A 23,776-nucleotide genomic window follows, 5' to 3' on the forward strand; every position below is an offset into this window, starting at 1 on the left:
GGCGTGCGCCTGGCCCGGTCCCGGCGCAACGCCGAGCTGTCCCTGCTCCTGCTCGCCATGGTCCTGGTGGCGGCATACTCGGCGACGGTCGAGGCGAACGTGCTGGACACGGTCACCCCGGACTTCTGGATCCCGGCCGCCGCGCTGGGGCTGGTCTTTCTGGGCCTGCACCTGGTGATCCGCTGGCTGGCGCCGTTCGCCGACCCGGCGCTGCTGCCGGCCGTCGCCCTGCTCAACGGCATCGGCGTCGGCTTCCTGCGGCGCTACGACCTGGCCCAGTCCCCTCCCGAGCAGCGGGAGACCCTGGCCATCTTCGCCGGCACCGGCGGGCAACAGCTCGCCTGGACGCTCGGCGCGGTGGTGCTCGCCGCGGGGCTGCTGGCGATCATGCGGGACCACCGCTCGCTGTCGCGCTACGCGTACACCCTGGGGTTGGCCGGCATCGTGCTGGTGATGATCCCGGCGGTGCTGCCGGGGCGGTTCTCCGAGCGGAACGGGGCGAAGCTCTGGATCATCGTGCCCGGGCTGGGGCAGATCCAGCCGGGTGAGTTCGCGAAGCTGGCCCTGCTCGCCTTCTTCGCCTACTACCTGGTCCGCAAGCGCGAGGTGCTCTCGCTGGCCAGCCGCCGGGTGCTCGGCATCGACTTCCCCCGCGGTCGGGACCTCGGCCCGGTCCTCGTGGTCTGGTTGGTCAGCCTCCTCGTGCTGGTCTTCGAGAAGGACCTGGGCACGTCGCTGCTCTACTTCGGCATGTTCGTGGTGACGCTCTACATCGCCACCGAACGGGTGAGCTGGCTGCTCATCGGCCTCATCCTGTTCTTCGGCGGCGCCTACCTGGCGTACGTGCTGGGCAGCACGGTGGGCGGCCCGTTCGCCAACTTCTACGACCGGGCCCAGATCTGGCTGGATCCCTTCGCCGAGCCGTACGACCGGGGCTACCAGCTGGTCCAGGGCCTGCTCACGCTCGGCACCGGCGGCCTGTTCGGGGCGGGCCCGGGCGGTGGCCAGCCCACCCTGCTGCCCGAGGTGCAGACCGACTTCATCTTCGCCGGCATCGGTGAGGAGATCGGCCTGTTCGGTCTCTCCGCGCTGCTGGTGGTCTACCTGCTGATCGTCGAGCGGGGGCTGCGCGCCGCGCTGGCGGTCCGGGACTCGTTCGGCAAGCTGCTCGCCGGCGGTCTGGCCTTCACCCTGGGCCTGCAGGTCTTCGTCATCGTCGGCGGGATCAGCAAGCTCATCCCGCTGACCGGCCAGACCACCCCGTTCCTCTCCGCCGGCGGCTCGTCGCTGATGGCGAACTGGCTGCTGATCGCGGTGCTGCTCCGGGTCTCCGACGGCGCTCGCCGGCCGGTGACCGGAGGTGGCGGCCCGGCGGCCCGGCCGTCGGGTGGCCCGCCGGAGCAGCTGCACGGTGCCCCCACGGAGGTGATCCGGCCGTGAACGCACCCCTGCGCCGCGTCGGCGTGGTCGTCATGATCCTGTTCGGGCTGCTCTTCGCCAACCTGAACTGGATCCAGGGCTACAAGGCCGACGAATACCGCAACAGCGACTACAACGGCCGCGTCCAGGTCGCCGAGTACGACCGTAAGCGCGGCAACATCGAGGTCGGCGGTAGCGCGGTCGCGCTCAGCAAGGAGACCGACGGCAAGCTGAAGTTCCAGCGCACCTACCCCGGTGGCGCGATGTACGCGCACGTCCTCGGCTACAAGCCGGTCAACCTGGCCGACACCGGCATCGAGCGGCTGGAGAACGACTTCCTCGCCGGCACCAGCGACCAGCTGATCGCCAACCGGATCAAGGACATGTTCACCGGTGACCAGACCGGTGGCGGCAACGTGCTGCTGACCCTCTCCAAGCGGGCCCAGGAGACGGCGTACAAGCAGCTCAACGACAACCAGGTCGAGGCCAGACGGGGCGCGGCCATCGCCATCGACCCGCGGACCGGCGCCGTGCAGGCCCTGGTCTCCATGCCGAGCTTCGACCCGAACCCGCTGGCCAGCCACGACACGGGCGCTGCCACGAAGGCGCACAACGCGCTCGAACAGGACAAGGACCGCCCGCTGGCGAACCGCGCCCTGTCCGAGACGCTGCCACCCGGCTCCACCTTCAAGATCGTGGTGGCCGCGGCGGCGCTGGAGAACGGCGTCACCCAGCAGACCGAGATCCCGGCCGGGTCGAGCTACACGCCGCCCACCTCGGGCCAGCCGATCCGCAACGCCGCCCCGTCGATCTGCCCGGAGGCCCAGGTCACGCTGCGGGACGCGGTGACCGAGTCCTGCAACACCGGCTTCGCCCAGCTCGGCGTCCGGCTCGGCGCGGACAAGATCAAGGAGAAGGCCCGCGCGTTCGGCTTCGAGCAGGACGACCTCACCGTCGGCGAGACGGGTGACGACGGCGGCCTGCCGGTAGCGGCCAGCCGCACGGGCGACATGGCCGCGCCCGGTGGCGGCACCGACCCGGCCGCGCTGGCCCAGTCCTCCATCGGCCAGCGCGACGTGCGGATGACCCCGTTGCAGGGCGCGCTGATCGCCGCCACGGTCGCCAACGGCGGCAGCCAGATGCGGCCGTACCTGGTCAAGCAGCTGCTCGGACCGGACCGCACCACCGTCTACGACGCCGCCAAGCCGCGCGAGCTGCGCCGGCCCGTCAGCGGCCCGGTCGCGGCCGACCTGCAGGACATGATGGTCAACGTGGTCAAGGAGGGCACCGGCCGGAAGGCCGCCATCGAGGGCTACACCGTCGGCGGCAAGACCGGCACCGCCCAGTCCGGCCCGAACACCCCCGACCACGGCTGGTTCATCGGCTTCGCGCTGGACAAGAACGGCACCCCGGTCTCGGCCGTGTGCGTGGAGCTGGAGCAGGCGGGCAGCGGCGGCAGCGCCGAGGCGGCCCGGATAGGCGGCCGGATCATGGCGGCGGCCATCGCGGAAGGCCGCTGACATGCTCAGCCCGGGTGTGCAGCTCGGCAACCGCTACCGCCTGGACGAGCGGATCGCCAGCGGTGGCATGGGCGACGTCTGGCGCGGCACCGACCAGGTGCTGGGCCGTACCGTGGCCGTCAAGAGCCTGCTCCCCGCCCTGCTCGACGAGCCGGGCTTCGCCGAGCGGTTCCGCGGCGAGGCGCGCACCATGGCCACCATCAACCACCCCGGCGTGGTCGACGTCTACGACTTCGGCAGCGACCAGCAGATCGCCTTCCTGGTGATGGAGTACGTGGAGGGCGACGCACTCTCCTCGACGCTGAGCCGGGTCGGCCGGCTCACCCCGGCCCGCACCATGGCCCTGCTGGCCCAGGCCGCCGACGCGCTGCACGCCGCGCACGAGAAGGGCATCGTGCACCGCGACGTGAAGCCCGGCAACCTGCTGGTCCGGCCCAACGGCACGCTGGTGCTCACCGACTTCGGCATCGCCCGCTCCGACCTGGTCGGCCAGCTCACCGCCGCCGGCTCGGTGCTCGGCACCGCCTCCTACATCTCGCCCGAGCAGGCCACCGGCGCCGTCGCCACCCCCGCCTCCGACGTCTACGCGCTCGGCGTGGTCGCCTACCAGTGCCTGGCCGGCCGGCGGCCGTTCGAGGGGGACAACCCGCTCGAGATCGCCATGAAGCACGTGCGCGAGACCCCCCGCCCGCTCCCCGCCGACATCCCGCCGCAGGTCCGCGCCATCGTCGAGCGGGCCCTCGCGAAGGACCCGGCGGCCCGCTGGCCCAGCGCCGCCGCGCTGGCGAGCGTCGCCCGGCAGGCCAAGCTCGCCCTGTCGCAGCAGGCGCGGGGCGGCCACCCGATCTCCGGCGTACCCGCCTCGCCGGCCGCGCCGGCCGCGCGGGCGCAGGTCCCGACCGCCACCCGACCGCAGCCCCGCCCGCCCGCGGTGGCCGCCCGCCCGCCGATGGCGTCCCGCCCGACCACGGTGGCGCCGCTTCCGCAGCCGCGCCCGCCGGTGGCGCCGCGCGGCGCGGCGCCCGTCCCGCCGCCCCGGCAGCACAACCCCCTCGGGTACGCCCGACCGCCGGTCGCGCCCGCCCCGCGCCGGTCCCACGCCGGCCGGTGGGTGCTGGCCATCGTGCTGGCCGTGCTGATCGTTGTCTGTTCCGGGCTCATTTCCTACCGAATCCGGGACAACGCCGCGGCCGGTGACCCCGGCGCGCTTGCTCCGGTGAACGTGACCTCCGGCGCGGTGCGGGCCCACGGGGGCGACTATCCGGTTCCCACGTCGTACCGTCGTGAGGTACGGCTCCGGCCGGCTGGCGGCGAGACGACGACGAGCGAAGGACGAGAGACGCGATGACAGCGCAGGCCCGCCTGCTCGGTGGCAGGTACCAGGTCGGCGAGCTGCTCGGCTACGGCGGCATGGCGGAGGTGCACCGCGGTCGCGATCTCCGGCTCGGTCGGGATGTCGCGATCAAGATGCTCCGGGCCGACCTGGCCCGGGACGCGACCTTCCAGATGCGGTTCCGCCGGGAGGCGCAGAACGCCGCCTCCCTGAACCACCCGGCCATCGTCGCCGTGTACGACACCGGCGAGGAGACCGCCCCGACCGGCGAGACGCTGCCGTTCATCGTCATGGAGTTCGTCAACGGGCGGACCCTCAAGGAGGTGCTCGGCGCCGAGGGCCGGCTCCAGCCGCGCCGGGCGCTGGAGATCTGCGCCGACATGTGTGCGGCGCTGGAGTTCAGCCACCGGCACGGGATCATCCACCGGGACATCAAGCCCGGCAACGTGATGCTCACCCAGACCGGCCAGGTCAAGGTGATGGACTTCGGCATCGCCCGGGCGCTGGCCAGCGGCGCCACCACGATGACGCAGACCAGCGCGGTCATCGGCACGGCCCAGTACCTCTCCCCGGAGCAGGCGCGCGGCGAGGCGGTCGACGCCCGCTCCGACGTCTACGCGGCCGGCTGCGTGCTCTTCGAGCTGCTCTGCGGGCACCCGCCGTTCGTCGGCGACAGCCCGGTCAGCGTCGCCTACCAGCACGTACGGGAGCAGCCGCCCACGCCGAGCACCATCAACCCGGACGTCAACCCCGCCGTGGACGCCATCGTCCTCAAGGCGCTCTCCAAGAACCCGCTCAACCGCTACCAGAGCGCCGGCGAGATGCGGGCGGACCTGCTCCGCGCCGCGGCCGGCCGCCCGGTGCTGGCCACCCCGGTCATGCCGGCCGAGGAGACCATGCCGATGGCGCCGGCCGGAGCCGGCTACCAGCAGACCCAGGTGATGGGCCCGCAGACCCGCCAGCAGCCGCCGGCCCGGGTCGGCGACGCGCGCAAGCGGAAGAGTTCGGCCTGGGTGATCGCCACCTTCGCGGCGCTCGGCGTGCTCGCGGTCATCGCGCTGGCCACCGCGCTCTGGCTCAACCAGACCGGCGCCGAGAAGGTCTCCGTGCCGCAGCTGCAGGGCAAGAGCCAGGCGGAGGCGCAGGCCGCGCTCACCCAGGCCGGGCTGCGGTTCACGCCCGGCGACCCGGTGCAGAATGCCACCTGCGAGAAGGGCACCGTGGTCGGCCAGAATCCGGCCTTCAACCAGCGGGTGGAGAAGAACACCGCGGTCACGGTCCAGATCTGCAGCGGCCCGAAGCAGGTCACCATCCCGCCCGGCCTGGTCAACTCGCAGCTGACCAACGTTCGGTCGCAGCTGGAGAAACTGGGCCTCAAGCTCGACGTGGACGAGGTCAACGACAGCGCCCAGAAGGGCATCGTCCTCGATGTCGACCCGGAGGAAGGCAGCACGGTCCCCGAGAACTCGACGGTCAAGGTGCGGGTGTCGAAGGGCAACGTCAACGAGGTGCCGGACCTCCGCGGTTACACCGAGGAACAGGCGAGGCAACGCCTGAAGGAAGCCGGCTACCAGGTCCGGGTCCGGGAGGGTAACGAGGTCGAGCCCGCTCAGGCCGGCAAGGTGAGTGCCCAGAATCCTCGCGCCGGCACCAAGCTGGCCAAGGGTGAGACGGTGACCATCGAGGTGGACGTGGCCGCGCCGGAGCCGACCGACAGCGCCAGCCCGGGCACCCCGTCGCCGGGCACGACGCCGACCACCCCCGGCACCGGCGGCGGCGGTGGCTTCCCGTTCCCGAACACGACGCCGCCGACGAGGTTTAGCCAGCCCTGACCCGACAGCTCCAGACAGGCGACGTGGCGGTGTCCGGTCAACCCGGACCCGCCACGTCGCCGATCTGGCGTAGGACGAAGCCTCAGGCGGCGGCGAACGCCGCCCGGCGGCGGGCGTCGACCTCGGCGGCCAGCTCCGGGGCCCGCTCCAGGGCCTCCGGGTAGCCGCAGACGGCCAGCCAGTTCGCCAGCATGAGGTGGCCGCCCTCGGTGAGCACCGACTCGGGGTGGAACTGGACGCCCTCGATCGGCAGGGTGCGGTGCCGCATGGCCATCACCACGCCGGAGCTGGTCCGGCCGGTGACCTCCAGCTCGTCGGGCAGCGTCTCGGGCAGCACGGCGAGCGAGTGGTAGCGGGTGGCGGTGAACGGGTCGGGCAGGCCGGCGAGCACGCCCACACCGTGGTGCCGTACCTCCGAGGTCTTGCCGTGCAGCAGCTCCGGTGCCCGGGTCACGGTCGCGCCGAACGCCTCACCGATGGCCTGGTGACCGAGGCAGACCCCGAAGAGGGGGAGTTTGCCGGCGTACTCTTTGATCACGTCCAGGCAGATGCCGGCCCGGTCGGGGCTGCCCGGCCCGGGCGACAGCAGCACGCCGTCCGCGCCCGCCCGGCCCACCCCGGCGACGTCGATCTCGTCGTTGCGCCGCACCTCGCACTCCACGCCGAGCTGGCCCAGGTACTGCACGAGGTTGAAGACGAACGAGTCGTAGTTGTCGATCACGAGGACGCGCATCGGGTCACCTGCTCGGGGTGGAGGGCGGGGCGTTGTTCGACTCGGTGCTGTAGGGGATCTCCTCCTCGGACGGCCGCTCACTCGGCTCGGTGAGCCCGCCGCCGTCGTCCCCCGACACGCCGGAGTCCTGGGTGACCTGCACGTCGTCGAAGGGCAGGAGGGGTTCGGCCCACGGGAAGACCACGAACCAGAGCAGGGCGACGGTCGCGGCGGCCAGCAGCAGCGAGCCGATCAGCTTTCCGGGGATTCCGAGGGGCAGCTTGCGCCAGATCCAGCCGTACACGCTCAGCCCTCCAGCTCTGCCGGGCGACCCGCCGCCTTGGCCTGGACGTGGTCCAGGCGGGCGTGGATGATCAGCCGCTGGTAGTTGTCGAACTTGGGGTTGCAGGTCGTCAGGGTGAGCAGCTTCTCGGTGGGCGGCTCGGTCGGCTTGCCCGGCACCGGCGCGACGACCTCGACCTGGTACGGCTTCACGATCCGCTGTTGGTAGACGCGGTAGACGAGCCAGTCGGTCTTGGTCTCGACCAGGATGGCGTCGCCCGACTTCAACTCGTCCAGCCGCCAGAAGGTGGACCGGATGCGGTGGCCGGCGACGGAGAAGTTGCCCACCTCGCCGGGCATGGCGCTCTTCGGGTAGTGGCCGGGCGCGTACCGGATGTCGTCGGGGGTGACGCCTTCGACCACCACCCAGTGCTTGTCGAGCTTCGGGATGTAGAGGCCGGCCACCGGCTTGCCCTCCGCGGGCGGCTTCGGTTTGACGCTGGGGCCGGCGGACGCGGTCGGGCCGACCGTCGGATCCGCTCCCCACTCCTGCGCGAGCTGGCTGTTCAGGTCGTTCTGGTGGGCGTCGACGATGACCGACTTGCCCCAGATCTCGTAGCCGGCGAAGAGCAGCACCACGAGGCCGAAGGTGATCAGCACCTCGCCGGTTCCCCGGACGATCGTCCGCAGCCGGGAGCCGACCGTGGGCCGGGTCAGCTCGGAGTAGACGCTCCTGTATCCCTCGCCGGTCTGTTCCGGCCGGAGCTGCACCACCCGTTCGCCGCGGCGGGGCTGCGGCGGTTCGGCCGGGGTGCCGCCCGGGTCGCCGTCGCCGGTGTCCGGGACCGGCGGCACGGCGCCCATCAGCGCGGTGTGGTCCAGTGCCGCGGGACGGGCCGGCGGGCCGCCGACGGCCGGGATCAGCGCGGTCGCACCCGGGTCCGCCGGGCCGGTCGCCGCGGGACGCGCCCCCTCGGCGCGGCGGGGTTCGGCCGGGTTCCCGGCCCGCTGGCGTTCGCGCCGGTCACCGAGCGGTGGGATGAACGCGGTCGGCGCGTCACCCGGGCTGGGGGGGCGTACCTCGGCGGTCGGCGGGTCGAGTCGCCGACCGGGAGCCGGCCGGTGCTGGTCCTGTGCCGGGGGCCGCCGGTCGTGGGAGGCGGCGGGGCCCGGTGGCGCGGTGGGTGGCGCCGGCGCCGGCCGCGCGGCGGGGGCCGGCGGGCGGTTGCGGTCGCCGGGCCAGGCCGGCGGCGGGGCCGCGTGCGGGCGCGGGCGCGCCGGCGGCTGCTCGGTGGCCGAGGGGGGCGCCGCCTGGTTCGGCCAGGGCAGGTCGAGCGGGGGGCGGGGCGGCGCGGGTGCCGGCCGGTCGACCTTCGGGAGAAAGGCGGTCGGGTCCTCGCTCGGGTCGCGGTGGCGCCCGTCGCGTTCCCGGGGATCGTCCCGGGTCACCGCGGCACCTTGGCCGACTGCAGTGCGGTCGAGTCCTCGAACGCCGGCACGGTGACCGTGGAGACGGTCTCGGTGTAGCCGAGCTGGTAGTGGTCGACGGCTTCCCTGAACAACCGGACTCCCTTGGACGCGGCGAGTTCCCGCTGGAAGGCGGCAGGGTCGCCGATTGCCACGATCTTGAAAGGAGGGGAGTACACCCGGCCGTGCAGCAGCAGAGTGTTACCGACGCAGCGTACCGCGCTGGTGCTGAGCACGCGGACGTTCATGATTGACATGGCCTCCGCGCCGCCCGCCCAGAGCGCGTTCACGACGGCCTGGACGTCGCTCTGGTGGACCACGAGGTCGTCGTTGCTCGCACCCTTGGGCAGGGGCTGGTCGGCACGTCGGGGCGCGTCGTTGAGTTCGATGGTGATGCCGTTGCCGGTGAGCGCGGTGAACCCGGCGGCCTGGCGGGTGGCGGCGGCCCGGTCCTGCTGCGCCTTGATCGGCCCGTCGGCGCCGGCCAGGGCGGCGGTCTGGTCCTCGACCTCGGCGCGCAGCCGGGCGGCCTTCGCCTCGCTGGCCGCGACCTGCTCGCGCCGGTCCTCGATCAACTGGGTGAGCTGGGGACGCCGGTCCTCCCGCAGCGGGGTGCCACCGGCGGTTGTGGCAGTCGTGGTGAAGAGGAGGCCGGCCGCGGCGGCGATCAGGGGGACGCCGATCGACCAGCCCGGGCGGCGCTGGCGTGGCCGGCGCGGCAGCAGGCCGACCACCGCGCGCCGGAGGACCTTCTGCCAGGAGGCGGCGCCGGACGTGTACTCCACCGGGCGTTCCCTTTCCCGTCGTCTCGTTCCGGCCCGCGACGGCGCGGACCGGTCTGCTCGACCCGAAAAGTCCCGCTCTTTTCGGTCACTCCGTGCACCGGCCTGACCCCATTCGTGGCCTGGAGGGTCCGGCCGGACTACGCTAGCTGTCGAACATTATTGGCCATGGACCGTCGCCCCCGCGCCCGGTTGTCAGGCCGGACGAGGTCGTACCCCCCTCTGGAGAGCGTCGTGCCCAAGTCTCAGGTCCGCAAGAAGAAGGTGTACACCCCGCCGACGGACGTGCGTCCGACGGCGACGGCGGCGACGCGCAAGCCTAGCCCGGTCTGGCTGCCGATCACCGCGGTCGCGCTGATCGTGGTGGGCATCGGGTGGCTGGTCGTCTACTACCTCTCCGAGCAGGCGTATCCGGTCGCGTCGTGGGGGTACTGGAACCTCGCCGTGGGCTTCGGCGCGATGGTCTCCTCGCTGATCCTGCTCTCCCGCTGGCGCTGACCCCGCCGGTTCCGCCGCCTCTGCCGCACCGGGCGTAGGTCACGCCGGGACGCCCCTGACCGGCGCCCGGCGCCCGCTGCCCCTAAGGTGTCGGCAGGGCGGCGTGGCCGGTGCGAGATGACTCACGTTACTGCTGGGTAACCTTGCGCGTAGGCTGCACTGACAAGCAGCAGACCGGGAGGCCAACTCGATGGGCAGCGTCCAGATCGTCACCACGATCCTCGCGGCCGCCATCACCGCCGTGGCGGTGTGGCTTGCGGTGCGCGCGGTCATGAAGATGACGGCCGTCATCCGGCTCGGGCAGCCCGCGCCGGAGCGGTTCACCGACAAGGGCGCCCGCACGAAGAAGATGCTGGTGGAGACCGCCGGCCACACCCGCATGCTCAAGTGGAGCGTGGTGGGCGCGGCGCACTGGTTCGTGATGGTCGGCTTCATCGTGCTGTCGCTGCTGGTGCTCGAGGCGTACTTCGAGGTGGTCACCCCGGGCGGCGGGTTGCCGATCATCGGGCACTGGACGGTCTTCGGCCTGGCCACCGAGTGGATCGGGATCCTGGGCCTGGCCGGCATCCTCGTGCTGATGGGCATCCGGCTGCGCAACCGGCCCACCCGGCCGGGCGGCCGCTCCCGGTTCACCGGTTCGACGATGTGGCAGGGCTACTTCGTCGAGTGGGTCGTGCTGCTGGTCCTGATCTTCGGCTTCGTGATCCGCGGCTTCAAGGTCGCCACCGACCACTTCGAGTACCCGGTCTGGGCCACCCCGCTGAGCCACGCGGTCGGCGCCGCGCTCCCGGCCTGGACGGCCGGCGTCAGCGTCGCCGCCCTCATCAAGATCGTCATCTCGATGACCTGGCTCATCGTGATCTCGCTGAACGTCACCATGGGTGTCGCCTGGCACCGGTTCCTGGCGTTCCCGAACATCTTCTTCAAGCGCGAACCCGCGAAGCCGGCCGGCTCCGGCCTGGGCCCGCTGCGGCCCATGACGAGCGAGGGCAAGCCGCTCGACTTCGAGGAGGCCGACCCGGAGAAGGACCAGTTCGGCGTCGCCCAGGTCGAGCAGTTCACCTGGAAGGGCCTGCTGGACTTCAGCACCTGCACCGAGTGCGGCCGCTGCCAGTCGCAGTGCCCGGCCTGGAACACCGGCAAGCCGCTGTCGCCGAAGCTGCTCGTGCTGAGCCTCCGCGACCACGCGTACGCCAAGGCGCCGTACCTGCTGGCCGGCGGCGGCAAGGACCTGACCGGCGAGGAGAAGGCCACCCAGGAGCAGTTGGCCGGCGTCGACGTGCTGGCCATGGCCGAGGCCGACCGCCCGCTGATCGGCACCGCCGAGGAGGGCGGCGTCATCGACCCGGACGTGCTCTGGTCCTGCACCACCTGCGGTGCCTGCGTCGAGCAGTGCCCGGTGGACATCGAGCACGTCGACCACATCGTCGACATGCGCCGCTACCAGGTGCTGATTGAGTCGAGCTTCCCGTCCGAGGCCGGCGTCATGCTCCGCAACCTGGAGAACAAGGGCAACCCGTGGGGCGCCCCGCAGAACACCCGGGAGGACTGGACCAAGGGCCTCGGCTTCGAGGTGCCGCGGGTCGGCGAGGTCGACGACTTCGAGTACCTGTTCTGGGTGGGCTGCGCCGGCGCGTTCGAGGACCGGGCCAAGAAGACCACCCGGGCGGTGGCCACGCTGCTCAACGAGGCCGGCGTCTCCTTCGCCATCCTCGGTGAGGGCGAGACCTGCTCCGGCGACCCGGCGCGGCGGATCGGCAACGAGTTCGTCTTCCAGATGCTCGCCCAGCAGAACGTCGAGACGTTGAACGAGGCGTTCGAGGGCCGGGAGAAGAGCAAGCGGAAGATCGTCGCCACCTGCCCGCACTGCTTCAACACCCTGGGCAACGAGTACGGCCAGCTCGGCGGCGAGTTCGAGGTGGTGCACCACACGCAACTGCTGGCCCACCTGGTGGCCGCCGGCAAGCTCACCCCGGTGCAGCCGGTCGACGGCGGCGTGACCTACCACGACCCCTGCTACCTGGGCCGGCACAACCGGGTCTTCGCCGCCCCCCGCGAGGTGCTCGGCGACGCCATCGAGGGCGAGCTGACCGAGATGCCGCGCAACAGCGAGCGCTCCTTCTGCTGCGGCGCCGGGGGCGCCCGGATGTGGATGGAGGAGAAGATCGGCAAGCGGATCAACGTGGACCGGGTCGAGGAGGCCATGTCCACCGGCGCGAAGACCATCGCGGTCGGCTGCCCGTTCTGCTCGACGATGCTCAACGACGGGGTCAACGGCAAGGGCGCCGGCGAGCAGGTCGAGGTGGTCGACGTGGCCAGTGTGCTGCTCCGCTCGGTCAAGCCGGACGCCCCGGCGGGCGAGAAGGAGACCGAGGCGGTCGCCGGCTGAGGCGTACCCCCGGACGAGCTGAACCACGACGGCGGCGGCACCCACCCGGGTGCCGCCGCCGTCGTCGGTCAGGAGACCGTCGTGGTCACGATGGCGGCCGTGGCGGCGGTGGTCGTCGCCACCAGCACCGCGGCCTGCGTCTCCTCGATCGCCTTCTTGGTGGCCGCGGAGGCCCAGTCGCCCGCGGCGATCTCGGCCAGGCGTGCCTTGACCCGATCCTTCGGCAACTCGTGGAAGAGCTTCCGGTCCAGGCCGACGGCCCGGGTGAGGGTGAGCAGCGCGGCCGTCCGCGCGTCCACCGGACCGTCGGCGGCAAGCGCGGCCCGCATCCGCTCGCGGGCCGCCGTCTCCACGGCCGGCTCCGCGCCGGTGGGCGAGGGATAGCGGGTACGCGGGAACAGCCACAGCACCCGGTCCGACTCCCGCCGCAGCACCCCGGCGGCGACCAGGCCGTCGAGCACCCGGTCCGGCAGGTCCTTGGCCAGCCTGCTGATCCAGTCCTTCGGCTTGCGCGGCCGGTCCCCGGCGACGGCGGCGAGTGCCCGGTCCAGCAGGGGCAGGCCGGTCGGGGTGGGATCGGCCACCGCCAGCCGGCCGCCGTCGGTCACCTCCACCCGCCCGGCCAGGGCCAGCTCCAGCAGGACGGCCCCGGCGAGGCCGTAGTCCAGGTGCGGCCGCCCGAGCCGGTTGGCGCCGGCGTCGTCGTAGGCGAGCAGAACCAGTTCGTCGGTGAGCAGCAGGCGGTCCATGCGATCCACGCTACGTCCGGTCCGCCAGCCCGCCAGCCGGCCGGCTCGTGCCCGCTGCCGGCCCGTGGAACAATCGCGCTCATCGACGGCCTGCTGGTTACCACGCTGTTGCCCCTGGTCGGCTTCGTGCTGCTGACCGCCGGCAACGCGTTCTTCGTCGCGGCCGAGTTCGCCCTGGTCACCGTCGACCGGGCGGAGATCGACCGGCGGGCCGGGGAGGGCGACGGCCGGGCCACCACGGTACGCCGGGCTCTGCGCGAGCTGTCCTTCCAGCTCTCCGGCGCCCAGCTCGGCATCACCATCACCGCGCTGCTCACCGGCTACCTGGCCGAGCCGGCACTGGCCCGCCTCTTCGCGCCGCTGCTGCGCCCGGTCGGCGGGGCGGAACGGTTCACCGGGCTGCTCGCCCTGGCGCTGGCCACCCTCATCTCGATGCTCTTCGGCGAGCTGGTGCCCAAGAACCTCGCGCTGGCCCGGCCGATGCCCACGGCGCTCGGCACCGCCGGGCCGATGCGGACCTTCTCCCGCACCTTCGGCTGGCTGATCCGGCTGCTCAACGACTCGGCCAACCGGCTGGTCCGGCGCCTCGGCGTGGAGCCGCAGGAGGAGCTGGCCAGCGCCCGGTCCCCGGAGGAGCTGGGGCTGCTCGCGGCCATCTCGGCCCGGGCCGGTGCGCTGCCGCCGGACACCGCCATGCTGCTGCGCCGCACCATCCGGTTCGGCGACAAGCGGGCCGCCGAGGCGATGACCCCGCGGGTCGACGTGATCGCGCTGCGGGCCACCGCGACGGTCGCCGAGCTGCTCGACCTGTCCCGGCAGACCGGCCGGACCCGGTTCCCGGTCTACGAGGAGACGCTGGACCTGGTCACCGGCGTGGCCGGGGTGCCGGACGCGCTCGGCGTGCCGCTCGCCAGCCGGGCCGCCACCACGGTCGCCGCGGTCGCCCGCGAACCGGTGTACGTCCCGGAGAGCCTCGACCTCGACGGGGTGCTGGCCGCGCTCAAGGACGCCGGCGCCGACCTGGCCATCGTGGTCGACGAGTACGGCGGCACGGACGGCGTGGTGACCGTGGAGGACCTGGTCGAGGAACTGGTCGGGGAGATCGCCGACGAGTTCGACCCGGCCGCGGTGGACGATCCCGCGCCGGTCGAGCTGACCGTGCCGGGTGGCGAGCGCACCGTGCTGGTGGACGGCGTGCTGCGCGAGGACGAGCTGATCGAGCAGACCGGTTTCCGGCTGCCCGAGGGGCCGTACGAGACCCTGGCCGGCTTCCTGATGGCCCGGCTCGGGCACATCCCCGTGCCGGGCGAGACGGTCGAGGAGACCGGGTACGAGTTCACCGTGGTGGAGGTCGACCGGCACCGGATCGAGCAGGTCCGGGTGGTCCGCCCCGAGGAGCCCGACGACGGTGAGTGAGCTGCTGGTGGCCCTGGCGCTGCTGCTCGGCAACGCCTTCTTCGTGGGCAGCGAGTTCGCCCTGATCGCCTCCCGCCGTACGGTCCTCGAACCGCTGGCGGCGACCTCGAAGCGGGCCCGGTGGGCGCTCTCGGCCATGAACCAGATCCCGCTGATGATCGCCGGGGCGCAGCTCGGCATCACGGTCTGCTCGCTGGGCCTCGGCGCGATCGCCGAGCCGGCGCTGGCCCACCTGCTGGAGGCGCCGTTCGAGGCGCTCGGCCTGCCCGCCTCGGCCGTGCACCCGGTGGCCTTCGTGATCGCCCTCGGCGTGGTGGTCTTCCTGCACACCGTGGTCGGCGAGATGGTGCCGAAGAACATCACGCTGGCCGGTCCGGAGCCGTCGGCGCTCTGGCTCGGCCCGGCCATGCTCGCCTTCTGCCTGGCCACCAAGCCGCTGCTGCTGGCCATGAAGTGGTCGGCCCGGCAGGTGCTGCGGCTGTGGCGGGTGGAGGCGACCGACGCGGTGAAGACGGTGTTCACCGCGGAGGAGCTGGCCGGCCTGGTTTCGCAGGCGCGTACCGAGGGGTTGCTGGACGCCGAGGAGCACGCCCGGATCACCGGCGCGCTGGCCCTGCACAGCCGGACGGCCGCCGACGCCCTGCAACCCTGGTCGACGGTGACCACGGTGGCCGAGGACGTCTCACCGGCGTCGTTGGAGGTGCTGGCCACCCGCACCGGCCGCTCCCGCTTCCCGGTGGTGCAGCGGTCCACCCGCCGGGTGCTCGGTTTCGTGCACGTGAAGGACGTGCTGGGCTACTCGGGCGCCACCCGCCGGGCGCCGGTGCCGGCGGACATCTACCGGCCGCTGGCCGTGGTGCCGCCCGACCGTACGCTGGCCGACCTGTTGCTCTCGATGCGCCGCGAGCGCCGGCACATGGTGCTGGTGAGCGACGGCCGTCGACCGCTCGGTGTGGTGACACTCGACGACGTATTGACGGCAATCGTTGGCAAGTGAATGAATACCCTTGGTGTGCAAGCGGTTGCGCAGACGTGATTGAGCTAAAGGTCGCCTTGATTCCACCCCCGTGCCTTCCCTAATGTGGGGCACCGACCGCTGTGGGTCGTCTGCCTCGATCTTCCCTCTCGCGAGGCGCCCGGCGGTCGGTTGCAAAGGAGTCCGTGCCGGTGGCAACCATGCCCCCTGAACGTCACGCCCCGAGCCAGTCGCCCGGCCGCCCCGCCGGGTTCCACCGGGTGGTACGCCGTCTCCTCACCGTGGTCGCCGCCGTCGCGGTCGGCGCCGGGATGCTGGCGGCCCCGGCGCACGCGGCGCCGTCGGTGGACGAGATCGACGCGCAGATCGACAAGCAGTGGGAGAAGCTCGAACCCACGATCGAGCAGTACAACAAGGTCCGCTCGCAGCTCAAGGTCAACAAGAAGAAGTCCGCGGACCTGCAGAAGAAGATGGTGCCGCTGGAGCTGGAGTCGGCGCTCGCCATGAACAAGGTCGGCGACATCGCCGCCCGCTACTACATCCAGGGCCCCTCCCAGGAGATGGGCGCCCTGCTGGTCAACAGCAGGCCGGGCACCCTCGCCGAGCAGCTCGTCATCCTGGACCGGCTCGCCGACGACCAGCGCAAGCAGATCGCCGGTGTGCTCGCCGTCCGGGACAAGTACAACGCGCAGAAGCAGAAGCTGGACGCGCTGATCGCCACCGAGCTCAAGCAGGAGAAGGAGCTGGCGACCAAGAAGAAGCAGATCGACTCCGAGATCAAGCGGTTGACGGCCATGCTGCCGGTGACCTCGATCCGGCCGGCCGGCTGCCCGAAGATCGACGGCGTGGTCAGCAGCGCCGCGCGCACCGCGATCCGGACGGCGTGCGCGCAGGTCGGCGACCCGTACGTGTGGGGAGCCACCGGCCCGAACTCGTTCGACTGCTCCGGCCTCACCCAGTACGCCTACAAGGCGGCGGGCATCTCGCTCACCCACTTCACGGGTGCCCAGTGGAACGAGGGCCGCAAGGTGTCCCGCTCCGAGGCCAGACCGGGTGACCTCGTCTTCTTCGGCAGCGACCTGCACCACGTCGGGCTCTATCTCGGCAACGGGGTGATGGTGCACGCGCCACGGACCGGCAAGCCGGTCCAGGTGTCGAGCATCAGCACACAGCCGCTCGCCGGCTTCGTCCGGGTCACCTGACCCGTTCCCGAGCGACGAGAAGGCCCCCGGTCCAACCTGGACCGGGGGCCTTCGCCGTCGAGCGCCGCCGCTGCTACCTCGGCGCGCCGATCGGGGACGGCAGGATCAGCACGTCGTCGAGGTTCGCGTACATGATCCGGTGGCCGAACTGGATCTGCACGTACCTGGTGTCGCCGCGGACCACCGTCCGGTCGTCCGGCGCCGAACCGTCGAACGACACCGCCCGGTAGTACTCGCTCTGCAGGACACCGCCGAGCGCGTACCGCTGGCCGGCCGAGAACGTGTACTGGAGCGGGGAGACGCCCTGGAACGGGATGGTGGCCGGGTAGGCCTCCTTCTCCGGGTAGGCGCGGCCGTACACCGGGATGGTGGTCTTCCCGGGCTTGGGCGTCACCACGAAGCCCGTCGACCACTTGGCGGCGGGCGCCGAGCGCGGGTTGAGGAACCAGGCCTTCTGGCCGAGGTACCAGATCGCCGTCCAGTCACCCTGCACGTCGGCCACGGCGTACGTCTGGCCGGCCGAGGCGCGGGCGCCGTGGTCGGAGATGTACATGGTGTCCGGCGTGCCGTCCGGGCGCAGCCCGAGGTCGTTGACCAGCGGGGCGGTCGCGCTCGGCGCGGTGTGCAGGACCACCGCGGACGAGCCGCGCAGCGGGCACGGCGCGGCCGGCGGGGCGGGGTTCGGGACGCCCGGCGGCTGCTGGTTGCAGCCGACGAAGGCGGGCTGGTTGGTGGCGAAGTCCGGGTCGATGGTGACCAGGCCGGTGTGCGCGTTGCCGAGGGACCGGAAGGGCGCCTTCATGAGGTCGAAGTAGTGCGACCAGTCCCAGTAGGGGCCCGGGTCCCAGTGCATGCCGCGCACGGTCGAGGCGGTGGTGCCGGGGACGTTGTCGTGGCCGATGATGTGCTGCCGGTCCAGCGGGATCTGGAACTTCAGCGCCAGGTGCCGGACCAGCTTGGCCGAGGCCCGGTACATCGCCTCGGTGTACCAGGTGCCGTGCCCGGCGAAGCCCTCGTGCTCCAGGCCGATGGACTTGGCGTTGACGTACCAGTTGCCGGCGTGCCAGCCGACGTCCTTGGCCTTGATGTGCTGGGCCACGTAGCCGTCCACCGAGCGCAGCGTGTAGTGCCAGCCCAGGTAGGTCGGGTCCTTCACCAGGTCCACGCTCGGGCCGAAGTAGCCCTCGGTGTCGTGGATGACGATGTATTCGATCTTCTGCTGGGCCGGCCGGTTGCCGAGGTCGTGGTTGCCGTAGTCGCCGGAGCCCGGGCCGTACTGCTCGTAGGGGGCCGGGATCCACTCGCAGGCGAGCCGGACCGGGCACTCCAGGCCGTCCGGCCGCTCGGCCCGGCGCAGGCCGAGCCGGTGCAGCCCGGACTGGTCGGGCTTCACCGCGGTGGCGGCCAGGGTCACCCGCTGGCCGTCGTCGGTGGTCCGGGTCGCGCCCAGGCCGAGCTGGTCGTAGACCTCGTCGGCGAAGGCCGCCGCCGCGTCCTCGGTGTCCGCGCCGGAGTAGCGGGCCACCGCGCCGTACCAGGCCGCCGGGTCGGTGCCGGCGCCGACCGGCGAGCCCAACTGCTTCTGGTACGAGGCGAGCAGCGCCGCCCCGCCCCGGATGTTGGCGGCCGCGTCCGTGCGCAGCGTCTCCTCGGCGAGGCCGGTGAGCGCCGCGGCGGCGTCGAGCGTCTGCAGGGACGCCTGCGGCAGCACGTCCTCCGCCGGTGCGGCCGAGGGGGCCGGGTTGAGGGTGAGCGGCCGCGAGTCGTCGCCCCGCGGGTCCTCGTCCTCGCTGACGTGGCCGCTGGCCGGCGTCGCGAGGACGTGCTGGGCGTCGGTGAGGTGCATCGGGCCGTAGCCGCCGCTGGTGCTCGGCTGGCCGGGGTGGGTGTCCCAGCGCGACTCCAGGTACGAGACGCCGAGCAGGACGCTCTGCGGCACGCCGTACTCCGCCGCGGCGGCGGCATACTGATCCTGGCGGTCGGTGGCGGGTTGGGCGGTGAGCGGTTGGGCGGCCACCGGGCCGGTCGCCACGAGTGCGGTGGCAGCGGCGACGGCTGCTGCCAGCAGCATCCGTCTGCCCGACGGCGGGGGTGAGAGGTGCATCGAACCTCCAGACAGGGATGGGGGTCACTGCGTCCCCACCCTCACCCCGCGCGCGGTCCGGGTCAATACCTTTCCGATGGGTAATCTCCGCTGAAAGAATCTTTCGGGTACGGAGTGTCACGGCGTCTCGGGTTGCGGAACGATAACGGTGCTCTCTACTCTGGTCAATCGTCGGCCGCGAGCTTCACCGTCCAACCCGGGTGGTGACGGTCCGACACCGCCGAGTCGCCTCCGGGCGAGCCGGGGACCCAGGTAACTGGGGTGAATCCGCAGCCACTGCGGTAGGGCGCCTCCCTTCCCGCCCGAACCCGTCAGCTAACCCGGTAGGCGGCCAGGAAGAAGGAGTACGGAAGCCCGGTGGCACACCATGCCCCGCGGCCACCGTCGGTCCGGTCGGTCGACCGGTCGACGGCTGCGCCGCGTTCCCGCTGGTCCCGTTGCACCACCGCCCTCGCCGCCCTGGTCGGCACCGCCGTCGTCCTGACCGGCGGCGCCACGGCGGCACACGCCGAACCGTCGGTCACCGAGATCGAGCGCCAGATCGACCAGGACTGGAACAAGCTCGAACCGGTCATCGAACAGGTCAACGCCACGCGCGAGCAGCTCGCCGCCAAGCGGAAGCAGGCCGCCGCGCTGGGCAGGCAGATCGCCCCGCTCCAGGCCCGGGTGGACGCCGCCCTCGGTCAGGTGGGCGGGCTCGCCGCCGACGCCTACAAGGGCGACAACAACCTCTCCACCGTCAACGCACTGCTCGGCAGCCGGTCGCCGAGCGAGCTGGTCGACGGCCTCGCGCTGCTCGACCGGTTCGCGAACCGCCAGCAGGAGCAGGTGCGGACCGTCGCCGAGCTGCGCGACCAGCTGGCCGCCAAGAAGCAGCCGCTGGACGAGATGATCACTGAGCTGGCGCGCACCGAGGCCCAGCTCGCGGCCAAGAAGAAGCAGATCGACGCCGAGATCGTCAAGCTGCAGAAGCTGCGCCTCAAGGTCTACGGCAACGGCGGCGGCGGTCCGCTGCGCCCGGCGCCCTGCCCCGCCGGTTACCCCGGTGGCCCGGCCGGCGTCGCGGTCAAGTTCGCCTGCGCCCAGATCGGCAAGATCTACGTCTGGGGCGCCGCCGGCCCGGACCACTACGACTGCTCGGGCCTCACCATGGCGGCCTGGGCCAAGGCCGGCGTCTCGCTGCCGCACAACGCCCGGCAGCAGCACGACGTGACCAGGCGGGTGAGCCGGAGCGAACTGCGCGCCGGTGACCTCGTCTTCTACTACAGCGACCTGCACCACGTCGGGATGTACGTGGGCGACGGCTGGGTGGTGCACGCCTCCCAGTCCGGCAAGCCGATCACGATGAAGCGCGTCGACGACGGCCAGATCAACAGCTACGGCCGCCCGGGCTGACCGGTCCGCAGGGGCTCCCGCGCCGCGGGGGCCCCTGCGCCGTTCCGGCGTGCCGGTCGGTCAGCGGGTCGGCCAGGTGCGCCAGCTCTGCCAGGAGCGGCTCGGGGTCGGGCCGCGCTGGCCCTGGTAGCGCGAGCCGTACACCGCCGAGCCGTACGGGTGCTCGGCCGGCGAGGACAGCCGGAAGATGCAGAGCTGGCCGATCTTCATGCCCGGCCAGAGCGTGATCGGCAGGTTCGCCACGTTGGACAGCTCCAGCGTGACGTGACCGGAGAAGCCCGGGTCGATGAAGCCGGCGGTCGAGTGGGTGAGCAGGCCGAGCCGGCCCAGCGAGCTCTTGCCCTCCAGCCGCCCGGCGAGCTGGTCGCCCAGCGAGATCACTTCCAGCGTGGAGGCGAGCACGAACTCCCCCGGGTGCAGCACGAACGGCTGGCCCTCGGGCACCTCCACCATCGAGGTGAGGTCGTCCTGCTGCACGGACGGGTCGATGTGCGTGTAGAGGTGGTTGTTGAAGACCCGGAACAAGCGGTCCAGACGTACGTCGATGCTGGACGGCTGCACCAGCGTGGGCTCGAAGGGCTCCAGCGCGAGCGTGCCCGCCTTGATCTCGGAGACCAGGTCGCGGTCGGAGAGCAGCATCGGAACACCATAGCGACCGGTACGGGTGACCTGCATGTCGGACTACATCTTCGTACACCTGTTCGATAGAATGTCCGCATGGCTTCCTGGTCCGAATTCGCCGCCGACGAGCCCCGACTCGCCGACGAGATCCGCCTCCTGTTGCAGCAGTACGGGCCGGGTTTCGGCTACCTCGCCACGGTCCGCGCCGACGGCGGCCCGCGCGTGCACCCGGTCTCCCCGGTCATCACCGACGACGGGCTCTGGTGCTTCGTCATCGACTCGCCCAAGCGTCGCGACCTCGAACGCGACGGCCGCTACGCGCTGCACTCCTTCCCGCCGGAGGAGAGCGACGACGAGGCCTACGTGGCCGGCCGGGCCATCCCGGTGACCGACCCGGCGACCGTCGCCCGGGTGGCCCGGATCGGCCGGGCCGCGCCGCAGGGCGACTGGCGCCTGTTCGAGTTCACCGTCGACGTGGCGATGCTGACCCGGCGCGACCAGGTGGCCAGCCCCGGCACCGGCCGGCCCGAGGTGCGCGTCTGGCTCGATCCGGGGGCCAGCGCCCCGGCCCGGCGTGACCCGCTCGCCCCGGAGGGCCGGCGCGGCCGGCACGGCTTCGACACCCGCCGCACGGCGGCCTGACTCCGCACCCGTCGGGATCCGGCCCCAACAAAGCCGGCGCCGGCCCCGTCCGAGGACGGGACCGGCGCCGGCGTGTGGTGCGCGGCGGTCAGGCCGCGCGGTACGCGTTCCAGGCGGTCAGCATGCGGCTCGCCTGACCAGCGGTGAACTGGTACATGCACGAGTCGTAGGTGTAGTCCATGAAGTTGGTGATCGGGTCCTTGCCGGCGGTGGTGCAGGTGTCGCGGCCGGTCGGGCACTCGTAGGCCGGCGAGGCCTCGGCCGGGGTGTCGGAGACGCTGTCACCCGAGCCGGAGCACCCACCCTGGAAGGTGTGGTAGAGGTTCAGCCAGTGGCCGATCTCGTGGGTGCCGGTGTCGCCCTGGTTGTAGTTGGTCGCGGTGCCGCCCGGCAGCGACTCGCTCAGCACGACCACGCCGTCCATGCTGTTGAGCTTGCGCTGCGGGAAGGTGGCCCAGCCGAGCAGGTCGTCGCTCAGCTCGCCCAGGTAGATGTTGAGCGTGTTCTTGCCGCCCTCGCGCAGCGAGGTCTTCATCGAGCGCTCGGCGGAGGAGCCCTCGACGATCGGGTACCAGGCGGCGTTGGTGACGTGGTGCACCTTGGTCAGCTGGAAGCTGAAGGCGGTGGCGGCGCCACCGGTGCCACCGCTGTACGCCGTGTTCAACACGGCGATCTGCTGGGTCACCATCGAGTCCGGAATGTTGCCGCCGGCCCGGGTGCTGTCCCGCTGGATGACGTGGACGACGACGGGGATGGTCACCGCGGCCAGCGGGGCGGCTCCGGCACCGGCGCGGAAGTTCGCCCGCTCACGCAGCGCCGCCGTGAGGTCGGCGTCGCGCTCGCGGACCTGCTTGGCGGTCAGCGCGTTCGGGTCCAGCTTGGCGTGTCCGCCCTTCTTGACCCGGGCGTCGGAGTGGACGTCGGCCGGCTCGGCGCAGGAGCCGGACGGGGCGGCCGAGAAGGCCGAAGCTGCGGGGACGACGCCTACGGCGGCGGTGCTGAGCAGCAGCGCGAGGGTCGTCGACGCGACGCCGGCGGTACGCCGGGTCAGCAGGTTGGGACGAAGTCCCATGGGCCCACCTCTTTCTGCGGGCGCGACAGGGGGTATGTCACGCCCGGTCGGAGAACGTGGAGGAGACGTTACATCCGATCGATGGATTTGAGAACGACCATATGTTGCCGCGAGGAAACTTCCTGCTGCTAGTCGGCGGGGCGTCGCACTCGGTCGATGCGGGGGCGGCAGCGGGGGTGCCTGGGTGCACGGAGGTGGTGACCTCCTGTACAGTGGTCCCGCCTGCGGGTGTAGTTCAATGGCAGAACATCAGCTTCCCAAGCTGACAGTGCGGGTTCGATTCCCGTCACCCGCTCCACACGAAAGGCCCTGGCCAGGACGACAGTCCCAGCCAGGGCCTTCGATGTTGCTGCGGCCAACAGCGCCCGGCGGGCCATCCACGGGCCACTAGCCACGCTTTTTGCCCTTGCCCTTGCCCTTGCCCTTGCCCTTGGCGGAGGAGCCGGCCGCCGGCTTCTTGGCTTTCTTGCGCTCGGCCTTCACCGCGTCGCTCACCGCCTGGGCGATGGCCCGATCCGCCTCCGAGGTGGCGTGCTGGTAGATCATGGCGGCTTGCGCCGAGTCGTGACCCATCCGGGCCATCAGGTCGCGGGTGCTCGCACCGGTCCTGGCCGCGATCGTGTTACCCGTATGCCGCAGATCATGGAAGTGCAGACCCGGAACGCCGAGCTTGCCGACCGCCGTCGACCAGCCGATGACCTTGTTCAGGTTGCCGCGTCGTAAAGACCAGCGCTTCCGGGTTGTCGTCGACGAACGCCGCCAAGTGCTCACGCAGGGCCGGCAGGATGGCCGCCGGCACCGACACGGCACGCCGACCAGCACGTGACTTCGGCGGACCCAGAACCATCCCGACGCCGCGCACCTCTGTGAACGTCTGCCGGACACGGATCACCCCGGCGTCGGCGTCAACGTCCTGCCGTTGCAACGCGGATACCTCGCCCCACCGCAGGCAGGCGAACGTGGTCACCAGGACCAGGGCGCGGTACTGCTCGTCCATCAGCTCTGCGAGCTTGAGCACCTGGGCGAGCGTGAGAACGGGTCGCTCGGCCGCCTTCTCCTGATCCGCGCCCGGAATCCGGCACGGGTTCTTCCGCAGCAGCTCGTCCTCGTTGACCGCCGTCATCAGCACGGCCCGCAGCAGCCGGTACGCCTTGGCGGCCCTCGTCTCCGAGACGCCGTTGCCGAGCAGTCTCGCCCGCCACTCGCGGATCATCGGCGTATCCAACCGGCACAGCTCCACCCCGCCCAGGTACGGCGTGATGTGCTTGCCGAGCAGCCACCGGTACAGCCCCACCGTCCGAGGCCGCAGCCCAGGGCGTTGCGCGATCCACCGCTCCGCATAGTCAGCAAGGCGGCCCGCAAGCG

At 71.9% G+C, this 23,776-nt stretch carries 21 protein-coding genes, 1 tRNA gene, 1 pseudogene and 1 riboswitch; of the genes and pseudogenes, 12 read left to right on the forward strand and 11 right to left on the reverse strand.

What is annotated here, in order from left to right; genetic code table 11:
• Positions 1 to 3 precede the first annotated feature (3 nt).
• The 4 genes from ACZ6PY_RS00355 to pknB are packed head-to-tail and all read left to right on the forward strand — an operon-like array spanning position 4 to position 6,104.
• Positions 4 to 1,440, forward strand: a complete 1,437-nt coding sequence (locus ACZ6PY_RS00355) for an FtsW/RodA/SpoVE family cell cycle protein (RefSeq protein WP_466069341.1) — start codon at positions 4 to 6, stop codon at positions 1,438 to 1,440.
• Positions 1,437 to 2,939, forward strand: coding sequence for a peptidoglycan D,D-transpeptidase FtsI family protein (locus ACZ6PY_RS00360; RefSeq protein WP_466067922.1), 1,503 nt, complete (start codon positions 1,437 to 1,439; stop codon positions 2,937 to 2,939). Before ACZ6PY_RS00355 ends, ACZ6PY_RS00360 begins: the two co-directional genes overlap by 4 nt.
• 1 nt (position 2,940) lies before the next feature.
• Positions 2,941 to 4,287, forward strand: coding sequence for a protein kinase domain-containing protein (locus ACZ6PY_RS00365; protein ID WP_466067924.1), 1,347 nt, complete (start codon positions 2,941 to 2,943; stop codon positions 4,285 to 4,287).
• Positions 4,284 to 6,104, forward strand: coding sequence for a Stk1 family PASTA domain-containing Ser/Thr kinase (gene pknB / locus ACZ6PY_RS00370; protein WP_466067926.1), 1,821 nt, complete (start codon positions 4,284 to 4,286; stop codon positions 6,102 to 6,104). Before ACZ6PY_RS00365 ends, pknB begins: the two co-directional genes overlap by 4 nt.
• Positions 6,105 to 6,186: 82 nt before the next feature.
• Here pknB and ACZ6PY_RS00375 read toward each other — a convergent pair whose 3' ends face one another.
• Genes ACZ6PY_RS00375 through ACZ6PY_RS00390 form a run of 4 tightly spaced genes read right to left on the reverse strand, consistent with a single transcriptional unit; the run spans position 6,187 to position 9,350 of the window.
• On the reverse strand, positions 6,187 to 6,837 hold the full coding sequence (locus ACZ6PY_RS00375) for an aminodeoxychorismate/anthranilate synthase component II (protein WP_466067928.1): 651 nt from the start codon (positions 6,835 to 6,837) through the stop codon (positions 6,187 to 6,189).
• Between the two features lie 4 nt (positions 6,838 to 6,841).
• Positions 6,842 to 7,120 (reverse strand): hypothetical protein, encoded by a 279-nt coding sequence (locus tag ACZ6PY_RS00380; protein ID WP_466067930.1) that lies wholly within the window; start codon positions 7,118 to 7,120, stop codon positions 6,842 to 6,844.
• 2 nt (positions 7,121 to 7,122) lie between these two features.
• Positions 7,123 to 8,547, reverse strand: a complete 1,425-nt coding sequence (locus ACZ6PY_RS00385; RefSeq protein ID WP_466067932.1) for a class E sortase — start codon at positions 8,545 to 8,547, stop codon at positions 7,123 to 7,125.
• Positions 8,544 to 9,350, reverse strand: a complete 807-nt coding sequence (locus ACZ6PY_RS00390; protein ID WP_466067934.1) for a DUF881 domain-containing protein — start codon at positions 9,348 to 9,350, stop codon at positions 8,544 to 8,546. The genes ACZ6PY_RS00385 and ACZ6PY_RS00390 overlap by 4 nt, the downstream gene beginning before the upstream one ends.
• A gap of 231 nt (positions 9,351 to 9,581) precedes the next feature.
• On the opposite strand from ACZ6PY_RS00390, the gene ACZ6PY_RS00395 reads away from it, so the two are divergent.
• Positions 9,582 to 9,845: a cell division protein CrgA gene (locus ACZ6PY_RS00395; RefSeq protein ID WP_091316105.1), complete on the forward strand. Its 264-nt coding sequence runs from the start codon at positions 9,582 to 9,584 to the stop codon at positions 9,843 to 9,845.
• Between the two features lie 190 nt (positions 9,846 to 10,035).
• The gene (locus tag ACZ6PY_RS00400; RefSeq protein WP_466067936.1) at positions 10,036 to 12,234 is read left to right on the forward strand and encodes a (Fe-S)-binding protein; all 2,199 of its coding nucleotides are present in this window, start codon (positions 10,036 to 10,038) and stop codon (positions 12,232 to 12,234) included.
• A gap of 68 nt (positions 12,235 to 12,302) precedes the next feature.
• On the opposite strand, the gene ACZ6PY_RS00405 is transcribed toward ACZ6PY_RS00400, so the two are convergent.
• Positions 12,303 to 12,983 (reverse strand): GOLPH3/VPS74 family protein, encoded by a 681-nt coding sequence (locus ACZ6PY_RS00405; RefSeq protein WP_466067938.1) that lies wholly within the window; start codon positions 12,981 to 12,983, stop codon positions 12,303 to 12,305.
• Between the two features lie 108 nt (positions 12,984 to 13,091).
• Here ACZ6PY_RS00405 and ACZ6PY_RS00410 point away from each other — a divergent pair, with 108 nt between their 5' ends.
• The 3 genes from ACZ6PY_RS00410 (at position 13,092) to ACZ6PY_RS00420 (ending at position 16,577) form a co-directional block, all read left to right on the forward strand.
• Complete coding sequence (locus ACZ6PY_RS00410) at positions 13,092 to 14,399, forward strand: hemolysin family protein (RefSeq protein ID WP_466067939.1); 1,308 nt, start codon at positions 13,092 to 13,094, stop codon at positions 14,397 to 14,399.
• Positions 14,392 to 15,396 carry a hemolysin family protein gene (locus tag ACZ6PY_RS00415; RefSeq protein WP_313723748.1) on the forward strand — a complete coding sequence of 335 codons (1,005 nt, stop codon included), beginning with the start codon at positions 14,392 to 14,394 and terminating at the stop codon, positions 15,394 to 15,396. The genes ACZ6PY_RS00410 and ACZ6PY_RS00415 overlap by 8 nt, the downstream gene beginning before the upstream one ends.
• Before the next feature lie 170 nt (positions 15,397 to 15,566).
• Entirely contained in the window at positions 15,567 to 16,577 is a 1,011-nt protein-coding gene (locus ACZ6PY_RS00420) for a C40 family peptidase (protein ID WP_466067942.1), read from the forward strand.
• 73 nt (positions 16,578 to 16,650) lie between these two features.
• Here ACZ6PY_RS00420 and ACZ6PY_RS00425 read toward each other — a convergent pair whose 3' ends face one another.
• Complete coding sequence (locus ACZ6PY_RS00425; RefSeq protein WP_466067944.1) at positions 16,651 to 18,648, reverse strand: N-acetylmuramoyl-L-alanine amidase; 1,998 nt, start codon at positions 18,646 to 18,648, stop codon at positions 16,651 to 16,653.
• Positions 18,649 to 18,889: 241 nt separating this feature from the next.
• Positions 18,890 to 19,025, forward strand: a riboswitch (cyclic di-AMP (ydaO/yuaA leader).
• Positions 19,026 to 19,038: 13 nt separating this feature from the next.
• Here ACZ6PY_RS00425 and ACZ6PY_RS00430 point away from each other — a divergent pair.
• The gene (locus ACZ6PY_RS00430) at positions 19,039 to 20,076 is read left to right on the forward strand and encodes a C40 family peptidase (RefSeq protein ID WP_466067945.1); all 1,038 of its coding nucleotides are present in this window, start codon (positions 19,039 to 19,041) and stop codon (positions 20,074 to 20,076) included.
• Between the two features lie 60 nt (positions 20,077 to 20,136).
• Here the strand turns inward: ACZ6PY_RS00430 and dcd are convergent, their stop codons facing one another.
• Positions 20,137 to 20,715, reverse strand: coding sequence for a dCTP deaminase (dcd, locus tag ACZ6PY_RS00435; RefSeq protein WP_073826900.1), 579 nt, complete (start codon positions 20,713 to 20,715; stop codon positions 20,137 to 20,139).
• Between the two features lie 78 nt (positions 20,716 to 20,793).
• On the opposite strand from dcd, the gene ACZ6PY_RS00440 reads away from it, so the two are divergent.
• Positions 20,794 to 21,339: a pyridoxamine 5'-phosphate oxidase family protein gene (locus ACZ6PY_RS00440; RefSeq protein WP_466067947.1), complete on the forward strand. Its 546-nt coding sequence runs from the start codon at positions 20,794 to 20,796 to the stop codon at positions 21,337 to 21,339.
• An 88-nt stretch (positions 21,340 to 21,427) separates the two neighbouring features.
• Here the strand turns inward: ACZ6PY_RS00440 and ACZ6PY_RS00445 are convergent, their stop codons facing one another.
• Positions 21,428 to 22,411, reverse strand: coding sequence for a zinc metalloprotease (locus ACZ6PY_RS00445; protein WP_466067949.1), 984 nt, complete (start codon positions 22,409 to 22,411; stop codon positions 21,428 to 21,430).
• 224 nt (positions 22,412 to 22,635) lie between these two features.
• Between ACZ6PY_RS00445 and ACZ6PY_RS00450 the strand changes: the two genes are divergently transcribed.
• A tRNA-Gly gene (locus ACZ6PY_RS00450) sits at positions 22,636 to 22,709 on the forward strand.
• An 89-nt stretch (positions 22,710 to 22,798) separates the two neighbouring features.
• Here the strand turns inward: ACZ6PY_RS00450 and ACZ6PY_RS00455 are convergent.
• The 3 genes and pseudogenes from ACZ6PY_RS00455 to ACZ6PY_RS00465 form a co-directional block, all read right to left on the reverse strand.
• Positions 22,799 to 22,984, reverse strand: a complete 186-nt coding sequence (locus ACZ6PY_RS00455; RefSeq protein ID WP_466069423.1) for a hypothetical protein — start codon at positions 22,982 to 22,984, stop codon at positions 22,799 to 22,801.
• A gap of 9 nt (positions 22,985 to 22,993) precedes the next feature.
• Positions 22,994 to 23,107, reverse strand: a pseudogene (locus ACZ6PY_RS00460) (site-specific integrase); the annotation flags it as partial.
• Complete coding sequence (locus ACZ6PY_RS00465; RefSeq protein WP_466067951.1) at positions 23,052 to 23,705, reverse strand: site-specific integrase; 654 nt, start codon at positions 23,703 to 23,705, stop codon at positions 23,052 to 23,054. The pseudogene ACZ6PY_RS00460 and the gene ACZ6PY_RS00465, both read right to left, overlap by 56 nt.
• Positions 23,706 to 23,776: the final 71 nt, after the last annotated feature.

Source organism: Micromonospora sp. NPDC048907 (assembly GCF_055586885.1).